Source organism: Shinella sp. WSJ-2 (assembly GCF_003432075.1).
GTDB lineage: Bacteria > Pseudomonadota > Alphaproteobacteria > Rhizobiales > Rhizobiaceae > Shinella.
The window spans coordinates 143,167-161,717 of the sequence record NZ_QWBU01000005.1; the positions used below are offsets into that span (position 1 = coordinate 143,167).

Sequence of the window (18,551 nt, forward strand, 5' to 3'; positions counted from 1 at the left end):
GCTATGGGGCGCGACAAAGCCCCGATTTTAGCGCAAAGCGGCCGTCCGCAGGAGAACCAAATGGCAGACAGCACCTATCCGGTACATGGCGAAATCACCGGCCCGATCGTGATGATCGGCTTCGGTTCGATCGGACGCGGCACCCTGCCGCTCATCGAGCGCCACTTCAAGTACGACCGGAACCGGCTGATCGTCATAGAGCCGCGCGAAGACGCCGCCGACGCCGAAATCTATGCCCGCCATGGCGTGCGCCACATCAAGGCCCATGTCACCAAGGACAACTACAAGGACCTGCTGAAGCCGCTCCTCACGGAAGGCGAAGGCCAGGGCTTCTGCGTCAACCTGTCGGTCGATACCGGCTCCGTCGACCTGATGAAGCTGTGCCGCAAGCTCGACGTTCTCTACATCGATACCGTCGTCGAGCCCTGGCTCGGCTTCTATTTCGACAAGGACATGAAGAACGCCGACCGCACGAACTATGCGCTGCGCGAAACCATGCGCAAGGAGAAGGAAAAGAATCCGGGCGGCACCACCGCGGTTTCGACCTGCGGCGCCAATCCCGGCATGGTTTCCTGGTTCGTCAAGCAGGCTCTCCTAAATCTCGCCAACGATCTCGGGATCAAGTTCGAAGAGCCCGCGCAGGACGACCGCGAAGGCTGGGCGAAGCTGATGAAGAAAGTCGGCGTCAAGGGCATCCACATCGCCGAGCGCGACACCCAGCGCACCAAGAACCCGAAGCCGTTCAACACCTTCTGGAACACCTGGTCGGTAGAAGGTTTCATTTCGGAAGGCCTGCAGCCGGCTGAACTCGGCTGGGGCACCCATGAGAATTGGATGCCGAAGAACGCCAAGAAGCACAAGAAGGGCTGCAAGGCCGCGATCTATCTCGAGCAGCCCGGCGCCAATACGCGCGTGCGCTCCTGGTGCCCGACCCCCGGCCCGCAATACGGCTTCCTCGTCACGCACAACGAATCGATCTCGATTGCCGACTTCTTCACGGTGCGCGACAAGGATGGCCACGTCACCTTCCGTCCGACCTGCCACTATGCCTATCACCCGGCTAACGACGCGGTGATCTCGCTGCACGAAATGTTCGGCAATGGCGGCAACCAGCAGCCGGTCCTGCACGTGCTCGACGAGAACGAGCTGGTCGACGGCATCGACGAACTCGGCGTGCTGCTCTACGGCCATGACAAGAACGCCTACTGGTACGGTTCGCGCCTGTCGCTGGAGGAAACCCGCCGCATCGCCCCCTATCAGAACGCCACCGGCCTGCAGGTAACGTCCGCCGTTCTCGCCGGCATGGTCTGGGCGCTGGAAAACCCGAAGGCCGGCATCGTCGAGGCCGACGAGGTCGATTACAAGCGCTGCCTGGAAGTGCAGACGCCCTATCTCGGCCCGGTCGAAGGCCACTACACCGACTGGACCCCGCTCGACGGCCGTCCGGGCCTCTTCCCCGAGGACCTCGACACGAAGGATCCGTGGCAGTTCAAGAACATCCTCGTTCGCTGAACCAGCCTATAAAACCGAATGGCAGACGCCCGCGGCCGAACCGCGGGCGTCTTCGCTTTCAATGGGATAATGCCCGTTCGCTACCGTGCGTATCTTGCTTTCGCAGACTCTTCACGGCATGGTTTGCCGAATTGGACGGGCGGTTTGCCGCCGTGACCCTGGAGAACCCTATGAAGCCGATCACAGTCCTCAGCCTGCTGACCGCCGCCGTTGCCCTTTCCGCCTGCCAGAGCGAACGCGCACCGCGCGAGCTGCCGCCGATCCAGCAGCCGCAGCAGACCGGCGTCGAGGGCGCCTGGGTCGATCCGAACGGCATCGTCTCCACGTTCCAGGCCGGCACCTTCTCGACGCGCACGACCGATACCAACCAGCTCCTGGCATCCGGCACCTATGTTAAGTCTTCACCCACGCTGGTCGAGATCAACATGACCTCGCTGGTGCGCAACACCCAGTCCAAGGTCAATTGTGCGCTCATCAGCCAGCGCCAGTTGAACTGCACGACCGCAGAAGGCGCGCAGTTCTCGCTCGCCCGCCGCACGTAGCGTCAGGCAGAGATCGAACGAAAGGGCCGCGAGGCCCTTTTTTCGTTTCGGCTGATAAGCCTCGCCCGATTTCGCTCCGCCCTCTTTTCTCTTGAAGTTGCCGTCGAGCGGTGAAAACATCCTCTAGGCCGGCTGCACGTTTCCGCTCCGAGGCGAAATGGACGGCCCCTGCCGCGCTCTCCAGCGCCGGCACAAACCAGGAGATGAGGACCATGACGATGTTCCGATCCGGCTTTCTCGCCGCCTCCATCATCGCGCTCTCCAGCGGCTCGGCGCTTGCCGATTACGAGCTGAACATCCTGCATATCAACGACCTGCATTCGCGCATCGAGGCGATCAACAAGTTCGATTCGACCTGCTCGGCCGAGGAGGAAGGCAAGGGCGAATGCTTCGGCGGCGTGGCGCGCCTGAAGGCGGCGATCGACGCCCAGCGCCAGGCGCTGTCGGGCAAGAACGTGCTGCTCCTCAATGCCGGCGACAATTTCCAGGGCTCGCTCTTCTACACGACCTACAAGGGTGCGGCCGAAGCGGAATTCCTCAATCTCATGAAGTTCGACGCCATGACCGTCGGCAACCATGAATTCGACGACAGCGAGGATGGCCTTGCCGCCTTCCTCGACAAGGTGCAGTTCCCCGTCGTCACCGCCAATGTCGCCGCCGGTGCGGCCTCGAAGCTCGGGGACCGTATCAAGCCCTTCATCGTGCTCGAACAGGGTGGCCAGAAGATCGGCATCGTCGGCGCGGTCGCCAACGACACGGGGGAACTCTCATCGCCTGGTCCGAACGTGCTGATCGGTGACGATGTCGCCGATATCACCGCCGCCATCGGTGAGTTGAAGAAGCAGGGCGTCAACAAGATCATAGCGCTCACCCATGTCGGCTATCCGCGCGATCTCGCGGCGATCGCCAAGATCCCGGACGTCGACGTGGTGGTCGGCGGCCATACCAACACGTTCCTCTCCAATACCTCGGACAAGGCGGAAGGCCCCTATCCGACGCTGGTCGACAATCCCGGCGGCTATAAGGTGCCCGTCGTGCAGGCTGGTGCCTATACGAAATATCTCGGTGACCTCAAAGTCGTGTTCGACGATGCCGGCGTGGTGAAGGAAGCCTCCGGCGAGCCGATCCTGATCGATTCCAAGATCAAGCCGGATGAGGCCGTGCTCGCCCGCATCAAGGAACTCTCCGGCCCGATCGAGGAACTGAAAAACAAGATCGTCGCCGAAAGTGCCGCCCCGATCGACGGCTCGCGCGAAACCTGCCGCGCCGCCGAATGCGCCATGGGCAATCTCGTGACGGATGCGATCCTCGACCGCACCAAGGATCAGGGCATCACCATCGCCATCACCAATGGCGGCGGCCTGCGCGCCTCCATCGATGGCGGCCCGGTCTCGATGGGTGAGGTGATCTCCGTGCTGCCCTTCCAGAACACCGTCGCGACCTTCCAGCTCAAGGGCTCCGACCTCGTCGCCGCCCTGGAAAACGGCCTCAGCCAGATCGAGGAGGGTGCCGGCCGCTTCCCGCAGGTCTCCGGTCTCAAATATTCCTTCGACAAGTCGAAGCCGGCAGGCAGCCGCGTCGTCTCCGTCGAAGCGAAACAGGGCGACGCCTTCGTGCCGCTCGATCCGGCCAAGACCTACGGCGTCGTCTCGAACAACTACATGCGTTCGGGCGGTGACGGCTATTCGGTCTTCGCGAAATCCGGCCAGAACGCCTATGATTTCGGCCCCAACCTGGAGCTGGTCGTCGCCGACTATCTTGCCGCGCACCAGCCCTATAAGCCCTATACGGACGGCCGCATCACCGAAGTCGCTGCCTCGACAGCCGCGACCGGCACCGAGGCAAAGCCGGCCACATCGACGGAAACGGCTGCGAAGTCGACGGAGGGCGCTGCAACAACGACCGAAGCCAAACCCTCGACCGACACGACCGCTAAGTCGGCCACCGAGGGGGCGGCGACCACGACCGAGGCAGCCGCTACGGCCGGCGGAAAGCATGTCATAGCCCGTGGCGATACGCTGTGGGATCTCGCCAAGGCCGCCTATGGCGACGGCACGCTGTGGCGCAAGATCGCGGAAGCCAACGGCAATCCGCGTCCGCGCGCGCTGCATGTCGGCAAAGAACTGTCTATCCCCGCGAAATAAGGACAATTTGTCTCCACTATTTCTGCCGGTCCGGGCTTTCCCGGACCGGCATTTCTTTTTAGAACCATTCCGAACCGGACGGCCCTCCGCCGCGTAGAAGAACATCGAACGCCAACCGCACGCACAGGACCGAAACATGCAGGACATCGCCGCCAAGCCCGCCAGCCATCCGCCCGTCAAGCACGGCAAGGTCGGCGTCCTGCTCGTCAATCTCGGCACACCTGATGGCACCGACTACACGTCCATGCGCCGCTACCTGAAGGAATTCCTGACGGACAAGCGCGTCATCGAATGGCCGAAGATCGCCTGGTATCCGATCCTGTTCGGCATCGTGCTCAACACCCGGCCCGGCAAGGTGGGCAAGGCCTATGAGGCGATCTGGAACAAGGACAGGAACGAGAGCTACCTGCGCACCTATACCCGCAGCCAGGCCGAGCTGATGGCCGCCTCGCTTGCCGAACACAGCCACGTCGTCGTCGACTGGGCCATGCGCTACGGCCAGCCGTCCATCGCCTCGCGCATGGAGGTTCTCCAGAAGCAGGGCTGCGAGCGCATCCTCGTCTTCCCGCTCTATCCGCAATATGCGGCAGCGACGACCGCTACCGTCAATGACAAGGCCTTCGAATTCCTGCTTAAGCAGCGCTGGCAGCCCGCGCTGCGCACTGTGCCGCCCTATCACGACGACCCGACCTATATAGACGCGCTCGCCGTCTCGATCGAAAAGCACCTGGCGACCCTCGACTGGGAGCCGGAGCGCGTGCTGACCTCGTTCCACGGCATCCCGCAGAGCTATTTCGATAAGGGCGACCCCTATTACTGTCAGTGCCAGAAGACCGCGCGCCTGCTGCGTGAAAGGCTCGGCTGGTCGCAGGAAAAGCTGATGGTCACCTTCCAGTCCCGCTTCGGGCCAGAAGAATGGTTGCAGCCCTATACGGACAAGACGGTCGAAAAACTCGCGCAAGACGGCATCAAGCGTATCGCGGTACTCAATCCCGGCTTCGTTTCCGATTGCCTGGAAACGCTGGAAGAGATCGCCGAGCAGGCGGGCGAAAGCTTCCTGCACAATGGCGGCGAGAAATTCGCCCATATCCCCTGTCTGAACGATTCTGCTGAAGGCATGGCTGTTCTGGAGAAAGTCGTGAGGCGCGAGCTTTCCGGCTGGATCTGATCCGGGATAAATCCTCCTCTCGTCCAAATAGACTGGCGTCGCGAGCCGTATTCCTTAAAAGTGGCTCGCGCCGCATCGCTGCCTGTTGGGGAGAAGGAATATGGAATTGGCCGGACTGGATATCGTTGTCATCGCGCTCGTGCTCTTCGTCATCGTGACGTTGTTTGCCGGCATCAAGACGGTCCCGCAGGGCTATCAATATACGGTCGAACGGTTCGGCCGCTATACGCGCACGCTGGAGCCCGGCCTCAACTTCATCACGCCCTATGTCAATCGCATCGGCGCGAAGCTGAACGTGATGGAGCAGGTGCTTGACATCCCCCAGCAGGAAGTCATCACCCGCGACAATGCAAGCGTCGCTTCCGATGCCGTCGCCTTCTACCAGATCCTCAACGCCGCCCAGGCCGCCTATCAGGTCGCCAATCTGCAACACGCCATCATAAATCTCACCATGACCAATATCCGCTCGGTCATGGGTTCGATGGATCTCGACGAGCTCCTGTCCAACCGCGACAAGATCAACGACCAGCTGCTGCGCGTCGTCGATGAAGCCGCCCATCCGTGGGGCGTGAAGATCACCCGCGTCGAGATCAAGGACATCGCGCCGCCGAAGGACCTCGTCGATTCGATGGCCCGCCAGATGAAGGCCGAACGCGAGAAGCGCGCACAGGTGCTGGAAGCCGAAGGCGCGCGCAACGCACAGATTCTCCGTGCCGAGGGTGCCAAGCAATCCGCCATCCTAGAGGCCGAAGGCACGCGTGAGGCCGCCTTCCGCGATGCCGAAGCGCGCGAACGTCTCGCCGAGGCGGAAGCCAAAGCGACGAAGATGGTTTCGGAAGCCATCGCCGCCGGCAATGTGCAGGCCATCAACTACTTCGTCGCGCAGAAATACACCGAGGCCATGGCCTCGATCGGCAAGGCGAACAATGCCAAGATCGTGCTGATGCCGATGGAGGCCTCCTCGCTGATCGGCTCGCTCGGCGGCATCGGCGCCATCGCGCGCGAAGTCTTCGGTGGCGACGGCTCTGCCGCCCAGCCGGTCAACACGCCGCGCGCCCGCCAGACGACACCGGTCACGACCGCCTCGACGCCCGCCTTCCGCAATCCGTTCGACACACCGCCACAGGGAACGTGAGCATGATCCAGCGCATCGTCACGGAACTCGGCCCCTGGGCCTGGTGGGTTCTGGGGATCGTCCTTCTCATCCTCGAAGTGCTGATGCCAGGCGTCTTCCTGGTCTGGATCGGCATCGCGGCAGTCGTCACCGGCGCGCTCTCGCTGCTGCTTTGGGAAGCCGGCTTCTGGACATGGCACGTTCAGTGGCTGGTTTTCGCCGCGCTGTCTCTGGCGTCCCTGTTCATCGGCCGCCGGATCGTCAGCACTCGCCTGGCCTCCGACCAGCCGCACCTGAACCAGCGCGGCCAGAGCCTCATCGGCCGTACGGCGACGCTGGAGCAGCCGATCGCCGAAGGGCGCGGCCGCATCCGTCTCGATGATACGATGTGGAGCGTCGAGGGGCCCGACTTGCCGATCGGGGCCCGCGTGCGCGTCACGGCCAGCAATGGCCGCGATCTTACCGTCGAACTGGTCTGACGATCAGGCGACGCCGATCCGGAGCAGGTCGTGGAAATGCACGACGCCGACGGGACGGAAGGTCTCGTCGGTGACGATCAGCGCCGAAATGTTGTGCTGGTTGAGCAGGCCGAGTGCCGCCGTTGCCAGCGTTGCCGGCTTCACGGTCTTCGGGTTGCGCGTCATGACGGCATCGACATCGAGTTCGGCGAGGTTGCGCGTTAGATTGCGGGCGATATCGCCGTCCGTGACGATGCCGACGAGGATGCCCTCGTCGTTGATGACGCCGACACAGCCGTAGCGCTTCTGCGCCAACGTCATGATGGCATCAGGCATGGACGTGCCGAGCGCGACGAGCGGCATGTTCTCGCCGCTGTGCATGATATCGCCGACATGCGAGAGGCTCGCGCCCAGCTTGCCGCCGGGGTGGAAGGTCTTGAAATCGGTCGCGGTAAAGCCGCGCGCCTCAAGAAGCGCGACGGCAAGCGCATCGCCGAGCGCCAGCTGCATCAGCGTCGAGGTCGTCGGCGCCAGGCCGTGCGGGCAGGCTTCCTGCTCCTTCGGCAGCAGCAGCAGCGTATCGGCCTCGCGCGCCAGAGCCGAGCGTTCGCCAGAGGTGATGGCAATAAGGGGGATCTGGAAGCGGCGCGAATAGTTGATGATGCCCTGAAGCTCGGCGCTTTCGCCGCTCCATGACAAGGCCAGGATAACATCGTCGCGTGCGATCATGCCGAGGTCGCCATGATTGGCTTCGACGGGGTGCACGAAGAACGAGGGCGTGCCCGTCGAGGCGAAGGTCGCCGCGATCTTCGCGCCGATATGACCCGATTTGCCGATGCCGGTGACAACGACGCGCCCGCTGATGTCGCCGATCAGGCGCACAGCCTCAGAAAACGCGTCGTAGAGCCCACCCTGGAGCGCGGCCGCAAGGGCGACGAGCCCGGCCTTTTCCGTCTCCACCGTCCGAATTGCAGACGCGATAGCGCCGTCGCCGTCAACTTTTGCCTGTCTTTTGATCATGCGGCCTCGTTAGACCCTTTGTTTGTCATTGTCCATGCACGAATGAAGGCACGCCGTTACGGCAGGTGAATCTCCCCAAATCAACCAACCGTTAACCACGACGGTTTACGTTCGCTTAGGAAATTCGGGAAGATCGCAGGCCGCAATCATGGCAAAGGCAAACAGAATGGATCGCGGGGCACGTCTGTCCCGCCCGTCGCGGCGTCTGGCCGGGCTTCTGCTCGCCGGGACGGTGCTTGCCGCAACGCCCGCCCTTGCCCAGGATGCGACCGGCAGCGACACGACGGCCTTTAGCCAACGTCTGCGAACACAGACCGACGTCGCCAGCGGCCAAGAGGCGGCGGCGACCGGGACGGATACGACACCCGGCACGACGACGCCGGTCCTTTCCGCCGCCCAGCAGTCAGCAATTGCCGACGAGGACGTGACCGGTGCGATACGCCGCACGGCTCCGGACTCCGAACGGTTGAACCTGGCGGAAGGATCGGTCGACGATCTGCGCAGGCGCGCGGCCGACGATCCCTATGAACCGACCGGGATCAGGTTCGGCACCTTCGTGCTGAAACCGTCTCTGACGCAGGGTCTCGGCTATGAGCGCAACCGCTCCGGCAACACGTCGACGAGCCGCACCTTCTCTCAGACCGGCATCCGGGGCTCGCTAACCTCGGACTGGTCCCGTCACCAGCTGACCATTGATGCCGAGGGTATTTACCAGCGCAACATCAGCGGCACGGGGGAAACCGAACCGCAGGTCCGCATCAACGGCGATCTCCGCCTCGATCTCAGTGACGACACGATCGCCAACATCACCGGCGGCTACGCGTTCGAGCGCGAAAGCTCTAACGATCCCAATGCAGTCGATGGTGCGAGCGTCCAGTCCGGCCTGCAGACGCTGACCGGCGGTGTGCGCGTCACGCGCGATTTCGGCCTGATTCGCGGCACACTCGGCACCGAGATCCAACGCCGCACCTACGGTTCAGCGACGCTCAGCGACGGCAGCAAGCTGGATCTTTCCGATCGCAATTATACGGAAGCGACCGTGACGGGCCGTATCGGCTACGAAATTTCGCCTGCTCTCATTCCCTATCTCGAAGCATCCGTCGGACGCTCGTTCTACGACGACAAGGCCGATTCGCTCGGCTACCAACGCTCCGCCACGACGCTTGGCGGCCGCGCTGGGGTGGAGGTGGACCTCGGGGAAAAACTGCGCGGCGATCTCGGCGTCGGTTATGAGCAAGCCTCGTTCGCCGACAATCGCCTGGAGGCGATCCGTGCGCTGACGGTCGATGGCTCCGTCTTCTGGTCGCCGCAGCGCGGCACGGACCTGAGGCTCGGCCTGCAAACGCAGATCGAACCGTCCACGACTGGCGGCCAAAGCGGTTATGTCAGCTACGCGGCCAATGCCGAACTGACGCACGAACTGCGCGACAATCTCGTGGCCCGCCTGAGTGGCGCCTATACGTGGCGCAACCTGCCGGAAGCGCTCGGTCCCGATCAGAACATCTATCTGGTCGGAACGGGCCTGACCTGGAATATCAACCGCTGGCTGGCGATGACCGGTGATGTCTCCTACGAGTTGACGCGCCAAGCGCGCGCGTCCGACACCAGCGTCACGCGCGCCGGCATCGGTCTGACGCTTCGCCGCTGATTACTTCAAGCCGGCGACGAGTTCTCTCAGCGGACCTTCCACCGACGGGCGGATATCGGCGCGTGCCAGTGCGAATGCAATGTTGGCGAGGATGAAACCATCCTTGGCGCCACAATCGTAGGTCTCGCCGCGGAAGTGATAGGCGGCAAACTGCTGGTCGTTCGCAAGCTTCACCATGGCGTCCGTCAGCTGGATCTCGTTGCCCGCACCGCGCTCCTGATTGGCGAGGATCGGGAAGATTTCCGGCTGGAGGATATAGCGGCCGTTGATGAAGAAATTGGAGGGCGCCGTGCCCGGAGCCGGCTTCTCGACCATCTTAGTAATGGCGAAACCATCACCCACCTTATCGCCGACGCCGACGATGCCGTATTTGTGCGCCTGGTCAGGCGCACACTCCTCGACGGCGATGACATTGGCATTGCTATGCTCGAAAAGCTCGACCATGCCCTTGAGGCAGCCTTTTTCGCCCTTCATGATCATATCAGGCAGGAGCAATGCGAATGGCTCGTTGCCAACGAGCTCGCGGGCACACCAGACGGCGTGGCCAAGCCCGAGCGGCTCCTGCTGGCGGGTGAAGCTCGTCGAGCCGGCAACCGGCAGGATGCTTTCCAGCAGCTTCAGCTCGGCGGTCTTGTTGCGCTGGCGCAGCGTCTGCTCGAGTTCGACCTGGATGTCGAAATAGTCTTCGATAACGGCCTTGGAGCGGCCGGTGACGAAGATGAGGTGTTCGATGCCCGCGTCCAGCGCCTCGTCGACGACGTACTGGATGACCGGCTTGTCCACGACGGTCAGCATTTCCTTCGGCACGGCCTTGGTGGCCGGAAGGAAGCGCGTGCCGAGACCGGCCACTGGAAACACTGCTTTGCGAACCTTACGTGTCTGCGACATTCATCACCTCGTTGCGCCCATGGCCCTCATGACCGGGTCTGTTTGTGCCGAATAGAATCGAATTACTATTTTTTTGCGAAGAGAGACGAGACAAAAGTTTGATGGTAAAGAATTTGTTGACTTCGTTTTTATAAGTTTTGCGCTCAGCCGGTGGTTCCGCGCCATCGTACCGAAATTTGAGAAACGGACACGACAGCCGATGACACAGAATCTGAAGACCGTTCTGCGCCTATCTGCGCTTACCCTGCTCCTCTCGGCCGGGCTTTTCGCCCAGGCGACGGCCGCCCGCGCCGACGCCCGCTTCCAGAAATGGATCGCCGACTTCTACCAGACGGCATCCGACGCCGGCATCAGCAAATCGACCTACCAGCGCGCCTTTTCCGGTGTGAAGACCCCCGATCCGGAAGTCCTTGAAAAGGCCGCCTACCAGCCGGAATTCAAGCACACGATCTGGGATTATCTCGATTCGCGCGTCAATCCCTATACGGTGCGCATCGGCCAGGAAATGGCCGCCAAGCATGGCCGGACACTTGCCGCGCTGGAGCGCCACTTCGGCGTCGACCGCAATATCCTGCTCGCCATCTGGTCGATGGAATCGAACTACGGCGCCGTCCTGAAGAAGGACGACCGGCTGCACTATGTGCCGCGGGCGCTAGCGACGCTTGCCTATGCAGACAAGAAGCGCTCGAAATATGCCCGCACGCAGCTGATTGCGGCACTGAAGATCATCCAGCGCGGCGATATCGATGCGGGTGACATGACGGGCTCCTGGGCCGGCGCCATGGGCCATACTCAGTTCATCCCGACGAGCTACTTGCTCTACGCTATCGACGCTGACGGAAACGGCCATCGCGACATCTGGAACTCTGTTCCGGACGCGCTGGCAACGGCCGCCAACCTGCTGGCCAAGAACGGCTGGCAGGCGGGTAAGACCTGGGGTTACGAAATCGTCGTGCCTGACGGCGGCAGCAAATATTCCGGCCAGACCAAGACGCTTGCCCAATGGGCCAAGCTCGGTTTTCTGCGTCCGAATGGTAGCGGCTTCAAGAATGGCGCCGATCGCGCTGAGTTGAAACTGCCGGCAAACGGCGGCCCGGGCTTCCTGATGACCAAGAACTTCTTCGTCATCAAGCGCTACAACGCCTCGGACTCCTACGCTATGGGTGTGGGCATGCTGGCCGACCAGATCGCCGGCTATGGCGGTGTCAAGCAACGCTGGCCACGGCCGGACGGCACGCTCGACATGACGGAGAAATTCGAGCTGCAGACACGCCTCAAGGAACTCGGCTATTATGAAGGCGAAGTCGACGGCAATTTCGGTTCGGGTTCCAAGGCCGCTATCCAGGCCTTCCAGAGCCGTATGGGCATGGATGCCGATGGCGAGCCGAGTCAGAAGCTGCTGAAGGTTCTGCGCCGATAATCCCGGCAAACCGAAATCGGGGCGCTTCGGCGCCCCTTTTGCTGTGAGGTGCTTCCTCTTGCCGCCGGCTTTTGCCATCATGCCGCCACCGCGCTCCGGCAGGATCGCGGTGCAGATGAAAGAGCTTCGCGATGAGCATGACGATGACCCGGATTGTACGCCTCGGCCTCGCCTTTGCCCTAGTGGCAAGCGTGGTGACGCCGGTCGTGCCGGCCAGCGCCCAGGAGCGCGTTCAGCGCAAATCGATCCTCCAGCTGCTTTTCGGCACACCCAAGCGCCAGGTTATCGAGCCCGAGCCAGAGATCAGGAAGCCACGCACCGTCAACCGCAAGAAGAAGCAGCCGGCGGCCGTGGCAACGACGCCGGAGCCAGCGGCCATCGAAAAACTGCCGGACGCCAAGGTTGTGCTGGTCGTTGGGGATTTTATCGCCGGCAGTGTGGGTGAAGGCCTGATCACCGCCTTCGAAGCGACACCCGGCATCGTGGTCGAACGCCGCACGAACGGCTCTTCTGGTATCGTGCGCGAGGACTATTACGACTGGTCTACCGCGCTGCCGGCGCTCCTTTCCGAAACGAAGCCGGCCCTCGTCGTCGTGAGCATGGGCGCAAACGATCGCCAGTCAATGTCCGTCGCCGGCCAGAAAGAGAAGTTCCGCTCCGAGGCCTGGACGAAGGAATATGAAGCGCGCGTGGACCGTATCGCAAGCCTCGTGCGCAAGGACGGCAAGCCGCTGCTGTGGATAGGCATGCCGGCATTCCAGTCTTCCGCCCAGACTGCCGACATGACAACGCTGAATAACCTCTACCGCGCCGGCGTGGAAAAGGCGGGTGGCGAGTTCATCGACATCTGGGACGGCTTCGTCGACGAGAACGGCAAGTTCGTTACGTCGGGCTCTGACATCAACGGCCAGCAGGTGCGTCTGCGTGGCTCCGATGGCATCAACTTCACCAAGGCCGGCAAGCGCAAGCTCGCCTTCTATGCGGAAAAGGAAATCCGCCGCATACTCGGCGATGCCGCAAGCGGCGTCAGCCAGCAGGGCGACCTCAAGGATCTGATCGTCGCGACACCTGGGACCGAGGACACGGAGATCACCAAGACCCAGCCCATTGGCATCGCTGATCCGGCGCTCGACAGCGGCACGGCACTGCTCGGCGGCACCGTCGTCAAAGGCAACGGCAAGAGCTTGCGCGAAAAGCTGGTCGAAAAGGGCGAGATCGCCGATGCACCGCTTGGCCGCGTGGATGATTTCCAGCTGAAGAAAACCGCGACACCCTGATTCAGGCAACGATCCGTGGCAGCGTGATCCGGGCGCAAAGGCCGGGATTGCGGTTTTCGAGCACGAGCACGCCGTTCGCCTCCTCGACAAAGCTCTCAGCGATGGCAAGCCCGAGCCCCGCGCCTTCGCTTGTCGTATCGAGCCGCCCACCCCGTTTCAGCACGAAGCCGATTTCGCTTTCCGGTATGCCGGGACCGTCGTCGCTGACCTCGATAATCGCTGTCTCCTCGTCCGCTCGGCCGGAAATACTGATCGTGGTGCGGGCGTAGCGGGCAGCATTTTCGGCAAGGCTGCCGAGAACCTCGGCAAGGTCCTCCGCATCCATGCGCAGCACGAGCCCGGGCTCGATCTCCTGCTGCCAGTCGAGATCACGCCCCGCCGGCGTGCGCGAGACGACACCAACGACCTGCGCGGCGACGCGACCGAGGTCACTGCGCGCCGCATGGCTTCGCTCTGCCTGCCGGGCGCGCGCCATTTCATGATCGACATGGCGGCGCATGCGCAGAATGATCGCCTCGATATCGCGCGCCACCGCCTCCTCTCCCCGTTCGCGCAAACGCAGCACATCGCCAGAGAGGATTTGCAGCGGGGTCTTGAAGCCATGCGCCAGGTCGGCCGCACGCTCGCGAGCCTTGCGCAATTGGTTTTCCCGCGATTGAAGCAGCGCATCCACCTCGCCGGTCAGCGGCAGGACCTCGTCGGGAAAATCACTGCCGAGCCGCTCCGCTTTGCCCGCGCGGATGGCCGAAAGGCGCTCGGTCAGCGTCGCCAACGGTCGCAGGCCGACGAATATCTGCACGAAGCTCGCCGCCAGAAGCAACACTGCAAGCACCTGGAGATAGGGTAGCAGATCACCCTCGAATTCATCGGTCGCGCGGGAAATATCACTCCGGTCTATGGCGACCGCGACCCGCATCGTTTTGGCGCCGGCCTGCGCCGGGGTCACCACCTCACGCTCAACCAGAAGCAGCTGCACGCCGCCCGGCCCCATCACGGTTTCCATATGCACGACGCCGGCGGCAATATCCGGCATCGTCAGCACATCGTCCCAGAGCGAACGCGAGCGCAGCCGTTTCCCGTCGCTCTCGATCTGCCAGTAGAGGCCCGAAAGCGGCCGATCAAAGCGCGGATCGACCGGTGGCTTGACGAGATCGAGGGCCGGGCCCGGCTGCTCGGCAATGCCGGCGATGATCTGGTTGAGATGCAGCACCAGTTCAGAGGCGATGCGCCGCTCGACATGCCGCTCGAACAAGGTGGAAAGAACGAAGAAAGCCGCCACGAGGGCGGCGACGATGGAGGCTGCACCGGCAAGGGCAAGCCGCAGGCGCAGCGAGCGCCGCGTCATGGCGCGTTTTCGCCCATATAGTAGCCGAAGCCGCGGCGCGTGCCGATCGCCACCGCACCGAGTTTCTTGCGCAGCCTTGCGACGAGCGCCTCCAGCGCGTTGGCATCCCGCGAAAAATCGTCGCCGTAGAGATGTTCCTGCAACTCCGTCGGCGGCACGATACGATCGCGATGATGGCCGAGATAGCTGACGAGACGGTATTCGAGCGGCGTCAGCGCCTGCGGCACACCGTTGACGCTGACGCGCATGGCGCGCGTATCGATCGACAGCGGCCCGACGGCGATGGTCGCTGCGCCATGGCCGACGGAACGGCGGATCAGCGCACGGGCGCGCGCAAGCAGTTCCTCGAACTGGAAGGGTTTCGGCAGATAATCGTCCGCCCCGGCATCGATGCCCTCGACACGCTCGGCCCAGCTGCCGCGCGCCGTCAGCACGAGCACGGGCATATGGCGGCCATTGCCGCGCCAGCGCTTCAGCACCGACATACCGTCCATGCCCGGCAAACCAAGATCCAGCACGATGAGATCGTAATCCTCGGTATCCCCGAGGAACCAGGCATTCTCGCCATCGGCAGCAATTTCGACGGTATAGCCGGCACCCGTCAGTACGGCGGAAATGTCAGCCGCAATGCGGGCGTCGTCCTCGACGAGAAGCAGGCGCATTAGTCGGCATCGTCCTCAATGATCGCCATCGACTTGGCATCAAGCTGCAGCTCGACGATCTGGCCGGACGGCTGAATGAACTCCAGTTCGTATATATAGCGCCCGTCCTCGCGCTCAAGCTCCACTTCGATCAGATCGCCCTGAACGTGCTTGCGCGCCTCCGCGATGATCTCCTCCAGCGGCCGCACCAGCCCCTGTTCAAGCGCCTGGCGGGCCTGTTCATGCTCCAGCGCATCATCATCGTCATCGCCCTCCTTTGCGGGCGCACCGATGGAAGGTGCCAGCGAGAAGGCAAGCAGGAAGACGAGAGCCGTCGGGAGGGGGGAAAGGAGCTTCTTGATCATGGGCTCGTTCATACGCGCATGAAGCTGACAATTCGCTGACAGACACTGTCAGGCAAGCAACAGGCGCCGCATGCGAAACCCCTTTCCGACAGCACAGGAAAGGACACGCCAATGCGCACCAGAACGATCGGCCTTCTCGCCGCAGGCCTCCTCGGCCTCGCCGTGGCCACACCCGCTTTCGCCGAGACGACGCCTGCCCGCAAGACGCTGGAGCAGGTCGTCGCCGACCTCTCGGCCAAGGGCTATGCGATCCGGGAGATTGAAATGGACGACGGCCATTTCGAGGCGACCGTGATCGACCCCAAGAACATCGTCAGCGAAGCCAAGATCGACGGCGTCACCGGCGAAATCCTGCGCCTCGAGCGCAAGCACTGATCCCTCCCTCCCCTCTCCAGACCATCATTCGAAAAGGATAAATCTCATGGCCAAGATCACAGGCACCTCCGCCGCGAACACGCTCAAGGGCAAGTCCACGGCTGACGACATCTACGGCTATGCCGGCAACGACAAGCTCTTCGGCTTCGGCGGCGACGACGATTTGAACGGCGGCGCCGGCAATGACTGGCTGCATGGCGGCACTGGCAATGACGAGCTGACCGGTGGCGCCGGCCGCGACACCTTCGTCTTCTCCAGCGGCCGCGACGAGATCGACGACTTCTCCACCCGTGACGACAAGATCGTCATCGACACCAAGCTCGGCATCAAGTCCTTCGCCGACCTGATGAAGACCGCCAAGGTCGTCGATGGGGGCGAGGACGTGCGCTTCGACTTCGGCAAGGGCAACACGCTGACGCTTGAGGACACCAAGCTGTCCAGCCTGAAGGCCAGCCACTTCACCTTCCAGAATGTCGATACGGTAGAACCGAAGGACCCGCTGTCGGGCAATGACACGCTGACCGGCAACGCTAAGGCCAATACGATCTCCGGCGGCGCTGGCAACGATACCATCAAGGGTCTCAACGGCAATGACCGCCTGAACGGCGACAGCGGCAACGACAAGCTCTATGGCGGCAACGGCCATGACGAGCTCGATGGCGGCGCGGGCAACGACTACCTCTCGGGCGGTGCCGGCAATGACGAGCTGGAAGGTGGCGCCGGCAACGACCGTCTCAATGGCGGCTCCGGCGTCAACGAACTCGAAGGCGGCGCCGGTCGCGACACCTTCGTCTTCACAACGGGCAAGACCGAGATCGACGACTTCAAGGCCGGCTACGACACCATCGAGATCGCCAAGTCGCTCGGCGTATCGAGCTTTGCCGGCCTCTCGAAATTCGCCCGCACGGCCGATGGCGGCGAAGATCTCGTGCTCGACTTCGGCAAGCACGAACTGCGTCTCGAAGATACCAAGTTTTCCGAACTCTCGGCCTCGGACTTCCTCTTCGTCTAAGGATATTTTCGAGCAAAACAAAAGGGCGCGCCGGTTTCCCGGCGCGCCCTTTCCATGTTTTCAGGAGCTTAGCGCGGCAGCGTGGTTGCGCCCATCAGGGCTTCGTCGATGGCGCGGGCGGCCTGACGGCCTTCGCGGATCGCCCAGACGACAAGCGACTGGCCGCGGCGCACGTCGCCGGCCGTCCAGAGCTTTTCGACCGAGGTCTTGTAGTCGCGGTCGTTGGCGATGACGTTGGACGAACCACGCTTGTCGGTATTGATCGCAAGCTTTTCGCCGAGATCCTTCAGCACGCTGTCGGTAAAGGGACCGCGGAAGCCGATGGCGATGAAGGCGAGGTCGGCCTTGATGATGAACTCCGTGCCGGCGATCGGCTTGCGGCGATCGTCCACCTGGCAGCACTTCACGCCGGTGAGCACGCCATCCTCGTCGCCGACGAATTCGAGCGTGCCGACCTGGAATTCGCGCACGGCCCCTTCTGCCTGCGAGGAGGAGGTGCGCATCTTGGTGGCCCAGAACGGCCAGACGGCGAGCTTGTCTTCCTTTTCCGGCGGCTGCGGGCGAATGTCGAGCTGCGTGACCTTCACCGCACCCTGTCGGAACGCCGTACCGACGCAGTCGGACGCCGTATCGCCACCGCCGACGACAACGATGTGCTTGCCACCGGCCACGATCGGATCGGACGGCCAGCCGACGCTGTCGATGTTCTCACGGCCGACGCGGCGGTTCTGCTGCACCAGATAGGGCATGGCGTCGTGCACACCCACGAGGTCGACGCCGGGAATGCCGGCATCGCGCGGGGTCTCCGAGCCGCCGCAATAGAGCACGGCATCATGCTCGGCGAGCATCTCGTCCATCGGCTTGTCGACGCCGACATTGACGCCGTAGTGGAACGTGACGCCTTCGCCACGCATCTGGTCGACGCGGCGGTCGATGAAGTTCTTCTCCATCTTGAAGTCCGGAATGCCGTAGCGCAGCAGGCCTCCGGCCTTGGATTCGCGTTCGTAGAGATGGACCTCGTGGCCGGCGCGGGCAAGCTGCTGGGCAGCCGCCATGCCGGCGGGGCCGGAGCCGATGACCGCGACCTTCTTGCCGGTCTTCACTGTTGCCGGCTGCGGCACGATATAGCCCATCTCATAGGCCTTGTCGGCGATCGCCTGCTCGACAGTCTTGATGGAGACCGGCGCATCCTCGAGGTTCAGCGTGCAGGCCTCCTCGCAGGGTGCGGGGCAGACGCGGCCGGTGAATTCCGGGAAGTTGTTGGTCGAATGCAGGTTGCGGATCGCCTCTTCCCAGTTGCCGTTATAGACGAGGTCGTTCCAGTCCGGGATCTGGTTATGCACGGGACACCCGGTTGGGCCGTGGCAATAGGGAATGCCGCAGTCCATGCAGCGCGCGGCCTGCTTCTGGACCTCGGGGTCCGACATCGGGATAGTGAATTCGCGGAAATGGCGGATGCGGTCGGAGGCCGGCTGATACTTCGCCACCTGCCGGTCGATTTCCATGAAACCAGTAACCTTGCCCACGTCAATAATCCTTGCTCAAGACGGCGCCTTGCGGCCCCGGACCGGTGCGCAGCTCCCCTGTCGCGCCGGCTAAGATGAATTCGATCCGGATGCCGC

At 62.9% G+C, this 18,551-nt stretch carries 17 protein-coding genes; 11 read left to right on the forward strand and 6 right to left on the reverse strand.

The features are described from left to right. Positions 1-60 precede the first annotated feature (60 nt). The 6 genes from D0Y60_RS13875 (at position 61) to D0Y60_RS13900 (ending at position 6,959) form a co-directional block, all read left to right on the forward strand. Positions 61-1,512: a homospermidine synthase gene (locus D0Y60_RS13875; RefSeq protein ID WP_117370548.1), complete on the forward strand. Its 1,452-nt coding sequence runs from the start codon at positions 61-63 to the stop codon at positions 1,510-1,512. A gap of 170 nt (positions 1,513-1,682) precedes the next feature. After that, on the forward strand, positions 1,683-2,054 hold the full coding sequence (omp10, locus tag D0Y60_RS13880; RefSeq protein ID WP_117370549.1) for an outer membrane lipoprotein Omp10: 372 nt from the start codon (positions 1,683-1,685) through the stop codon (positions 2,052-2,054). Positions 2,055-2,266: 212 nt separating this feature from the next. Continuing rightward, positions 2,267-4,198: a 5'-nucleotidase C-terminal domain-containing protein gene (locus D0Y60_RS13885; RefSeq protein WP_117370550.1), complete on the forward strand. Its 1,932-nt coding sequence runs from the start codon at positions 2,267-2,269 to the stop codon at positions 4,196-4,198. A 136-nt stretch (positions 4,199-4,334) separates the two neighbouring features. Then, entirely contained in the window at positions 4,335-5,366 is a 1,032-nt protein-coding gene (gene hemH, locus D0Y60_RS13890) for a ferrochelatase (RefSeq protein ID WP_117370551.1), read from the forward strand. Positions 5,367-5,472: 106 nt separating this feature from the next. Continuing rightward, positions 5,473-6,501 carry an SPFH domain-containing protein gene (locus D0Y60_RS13895; RefSeq protein ID WP_117370743.1) on the forward strand — a complete coding sequence of 343 codons (1,029 nt, stop codon included), beginning with the start codon at positions 5,473-5,475 and terminating at the stop codon, positions 6,499-6,501. 2 nt (positions 6,502-6,503) lie between these two features. Next, entirely contained in the window at positions 6,504-6,959 is a 456-nt protein-coding gene (locus D0Y60_RS13900) for an NfeD family protein (RefSeq protein ID WP_117370552.1), read from the forward strand. Positions 6,960-6,962: 3 nt separating this feature from the next. On the opposite strand, the gene D0Y60_RS13905 is transcribed toward D0Y60_RS13900, so the two are convergent. Then, positions 6,963-7,958: a KpsF/GutQ family sugar-phosphate isomerase gene (locus D0Y60_RS13905; RefSeq protein ID WP_117370553.1), complete on the reverse strand. Its 996-nt coding sequence runs from the start codon at positions 7,956-7,958 to the stop codon at positions 6,963-6,965. 166 nt (positions 7,959-8,124) lie between these two features. Here D0Y60_RS13905 and D0Y60_RS13910 point away from each other — a divergent pair, with 166 nt between their 5' ends. Continuing rightward, positions 8,125-9,606, forward strand: a complete 1,482-nt coding sequence (locus D0Y60_RS13910) for an outer membrane beta-barrel protein (protein WP_158565485.1) — start codon at positions 8,125-8,127, stop codon at positions 9,604-9,606. Here the strand turns inward: D0Y60_RS13910 and galU are convergent, their stop codons facing one another. After that, on the reverse strand, positions 9,607-10,494 hold the full coding sequence (gene galU, locus D0Y60_RS13915) for a UTP--glucose-1-phosphate uridylyltransferase GalU (protein ID WP_117370555.1): 888 nt from the start codon (positions 10,492-10,494) through the stop codon (positions 9,607-9,609). A gap of 199 nt (positions 10,495-10,693) precedes the next feature. On the opposite strand from galU, the gene D0Y60_RS13920 reads away from it, so the two are divergent. Together D0Y60_RS13920 and D0Y60_RS13925 are read left to right on the forward strand one after the other, a co-directional pair. Then, positions 10,694-11,914, forward strand: coding sequence for a lytic murein transglycosylase (locus D0Y60_RS13920; protein WP_117370556.1), 1,221 nt, complete (start codon positions 10,694-10,696; stop codon positions 11,912-11,914). A 143-nt stretch (positions 11,915-12,057) separates the two neighbouring features. After that, positions 12,058-13,191, forward strand: coding sequence for a DUF459 domain-containing protein (locus D0Y60_RS13925; protein ID WP_245409180.1), 1,134 nt, complete (start codon positions 12,058-12,060; stop codon positions 13,189-13,191). 1 nt (position 13,192) lies between these two features. Here the strand turns inward: D0Y60_RS13925 and D0Y60_RS13930 are convergent, their stop codons facing one another. From D0Y60_RS13930 to D0Y60_RS13940, 3 genes are read right to left on the reverse strand one after another with little or no spacing between them, the layout of a single operon-like run. Continuing rightward, positions 13,193-14,536, reverse strand: a complete 1,344-nt coding sequence (locus D0Y60_RS13930) for a HAMP domain-containing sensor histidine kinase (RefSeq protein ID WP_117370558.1) — start codon at positions 14,534-14,536, stop codon at positions 13,193-13,195. After that, positions 14,533-15,198: a response regulator transcription factor gene (locus D0Y60_RS13935; protein ID WP_117370559.1), complete on the reverse strand. Its 666-nt coding sequence runs from the start codon at positions 15,196-15,198 to the stop codon at positions 14,533-14,535. The genes D0Y60_RS13930 and D0Y60_RS13935 overlap by 4 nt, the downstream gene beginning before the upstream one ends. Continuing rightward, entirely contained in the window at positions 15,198-15,542 is a 345-nt protein-coding gene (locus D0Y60_RS13940) for a PepSY domain-containing protein (protein WP_158565487.1), read from the reverse strand. Before D0Y60_RS13940 ends, D0Y60_RS13935 begins: the two co-directional genes overlap by 1 nt. A 111-nt stretch (positions 15,543-15,653) precedes the next feature. Between D0Y60_RS13940 and D0Y60_RS13945 the strand changes: the two genes are divergently transcribed. Both D0Y60_RS13945 and D0Y60_RS13950 read left to right on the forward strand, forming a co-directional pair. Then, complete coding sequence (locus tag D0Y60_RS13945) at positions 15,654-15,917, forward strand: PepSY domain-containing protein (protein ID WP_117370561.1); 264 nt, start codon at positions 15,654-15,656, stop codon at positions 15,915-15,917. Positions 15,918-15,963: 46 nt separating this feature from the next. Next, positions 15,964-16,929 (forward strand): calcium-binding protein, encoded by a 966-nt coding sequence (locus tag D0Y60_RS13950; protein WP_117370562.1) that lies wholly within the window; start codon positions 15,964-15,966, stop codon positions 16,927-16,929. A 68-nt stretch (positions 16,930-16,997) separates the two neighbouring features. On the opposite strand, the gene D0Y60_RS13955 is transcribed toward D0Y60_RS13950, so the two are convergent. After that, entirely contained in the window at positions 16,998-18,455 is a 1,458-nt protein-coding gene (locus tag D0Y60_RS13955; protein WP_117370563.1) for a glutamate synthase subunit beta, read from the reverse strand. Positions 18,456-18,551: the final 96 nt, after the last annotated feature.

Excerpts from the sequence above, each read along its gene's own strand:
- omp10 (WP_117370549.1), top strand. The coding sequence starts at position 1,683 with ATGAAGCCGATCACAGTCCTCAGCCTGCTGACCGCCGCCGTTGCCCTT.
- D0Y60_RS13905 (WP_117370553.1), bottom strand. The coding sequence starts at position 7,958 with ATGATCAAAAGACAGGCAAAAGTTGACGGCGACGGCGCTATCGCGTCT.
- D0Y60_RS13940 (WP_158565487.1), bottom strand. The coding sequence starts at position 15,542 with ATGATCAAGAAGCTCCTTTCCCCCCTCCCGACGGCTCTCGTCTTCCTG.
- D0Y60_RS13885 (WP_117370550.1), top strand. The coding sequence starts at position 2,267 with ATGACGATGTTCCGATCCGGCTTTCTCGCCGCCTCCATCATCGCGCTC.
- galU (WP_117370555.1), bottom strand. The coding sequence starts at position 10,494 with ATGTCGCAGACACGTAAGGTTCGCAAAGCAGTGTTTCCAGTGGCCGGT.
- D0Y60_RS13935 (WP_117370559.1), bottom strand. The coding sequence starts at position 15,198 with ATGCGCCTGCTTCTCGTCGAGGACGACGCCCGCATTGCGGCTGACATT.
- D0Y60_RS13920 (WP_117370556.1), top strand. The coding sequence starts at position 10,694 with ATGACACAGAATCTGAAGACCGTTCTGCGCCTATCTGCGCTTACCCTG.
- D0Y60_RS13945 (WP_117370561.1), top strand. The coding sequence starts at position 15,654 with ATGCGCACCAGAACGATCGGCCTTCTCGCCGCAGGCCTCCTCGGCCTC.
- D0Y60_RS13950 (WP_117370562.1), top strand. The coding sequence starts at position 15,964 with ATGGCCAAGATCACAGGCACCTCCGCCGCGAACACGCTCAAGGGCAAG.
- D0Y60_RS13900 (WP_117370552.1), top strand. The coding sequence starts at position 6,504 with ATGATCCAGCGCATCGTCACGGAACTCGGCCCCTGGGCCTGGTGGGTT.
- D0Y60_RS13925 (WP_245409180.1), top strand. The coding sequence starts at position 12,058 with ATGACCCGGATTGTACGCCTCGGCCTCGCCTTTGCCCTAGTGGCAAGC.
- D0Y60_RS13910 (WP_158565485.1), top strand. The coding sequence starts at position 8,125 with ATGGATCGCGGGGCACGTCTGTCCCGCCCGTCGCGGCGTCTGGCCGGG.
- D0Y60_RS13930 (WP_117370558.1), bottom strand. The coding sequence starts at position 14,536 with ATGACGCGGCGCTCGCTGCGCCTGCGGCTTGCCCTTGCCGGTGCAGCC.
- D0Y60_RS13875 (WP_117370548.1), top strand. The coding sequence starts at position 61 with ATGGCAGACAGCACCTATCCGGTACATGGCGAAATCACCGGCCCGATC.
- hemH (WP_117370551.1), top strand. The coding sequence starts at position 4,335 with ATGCAGGACATCGCCGCCAAGCCCGCCAGCCATCCGCCCGTCAAGCAC.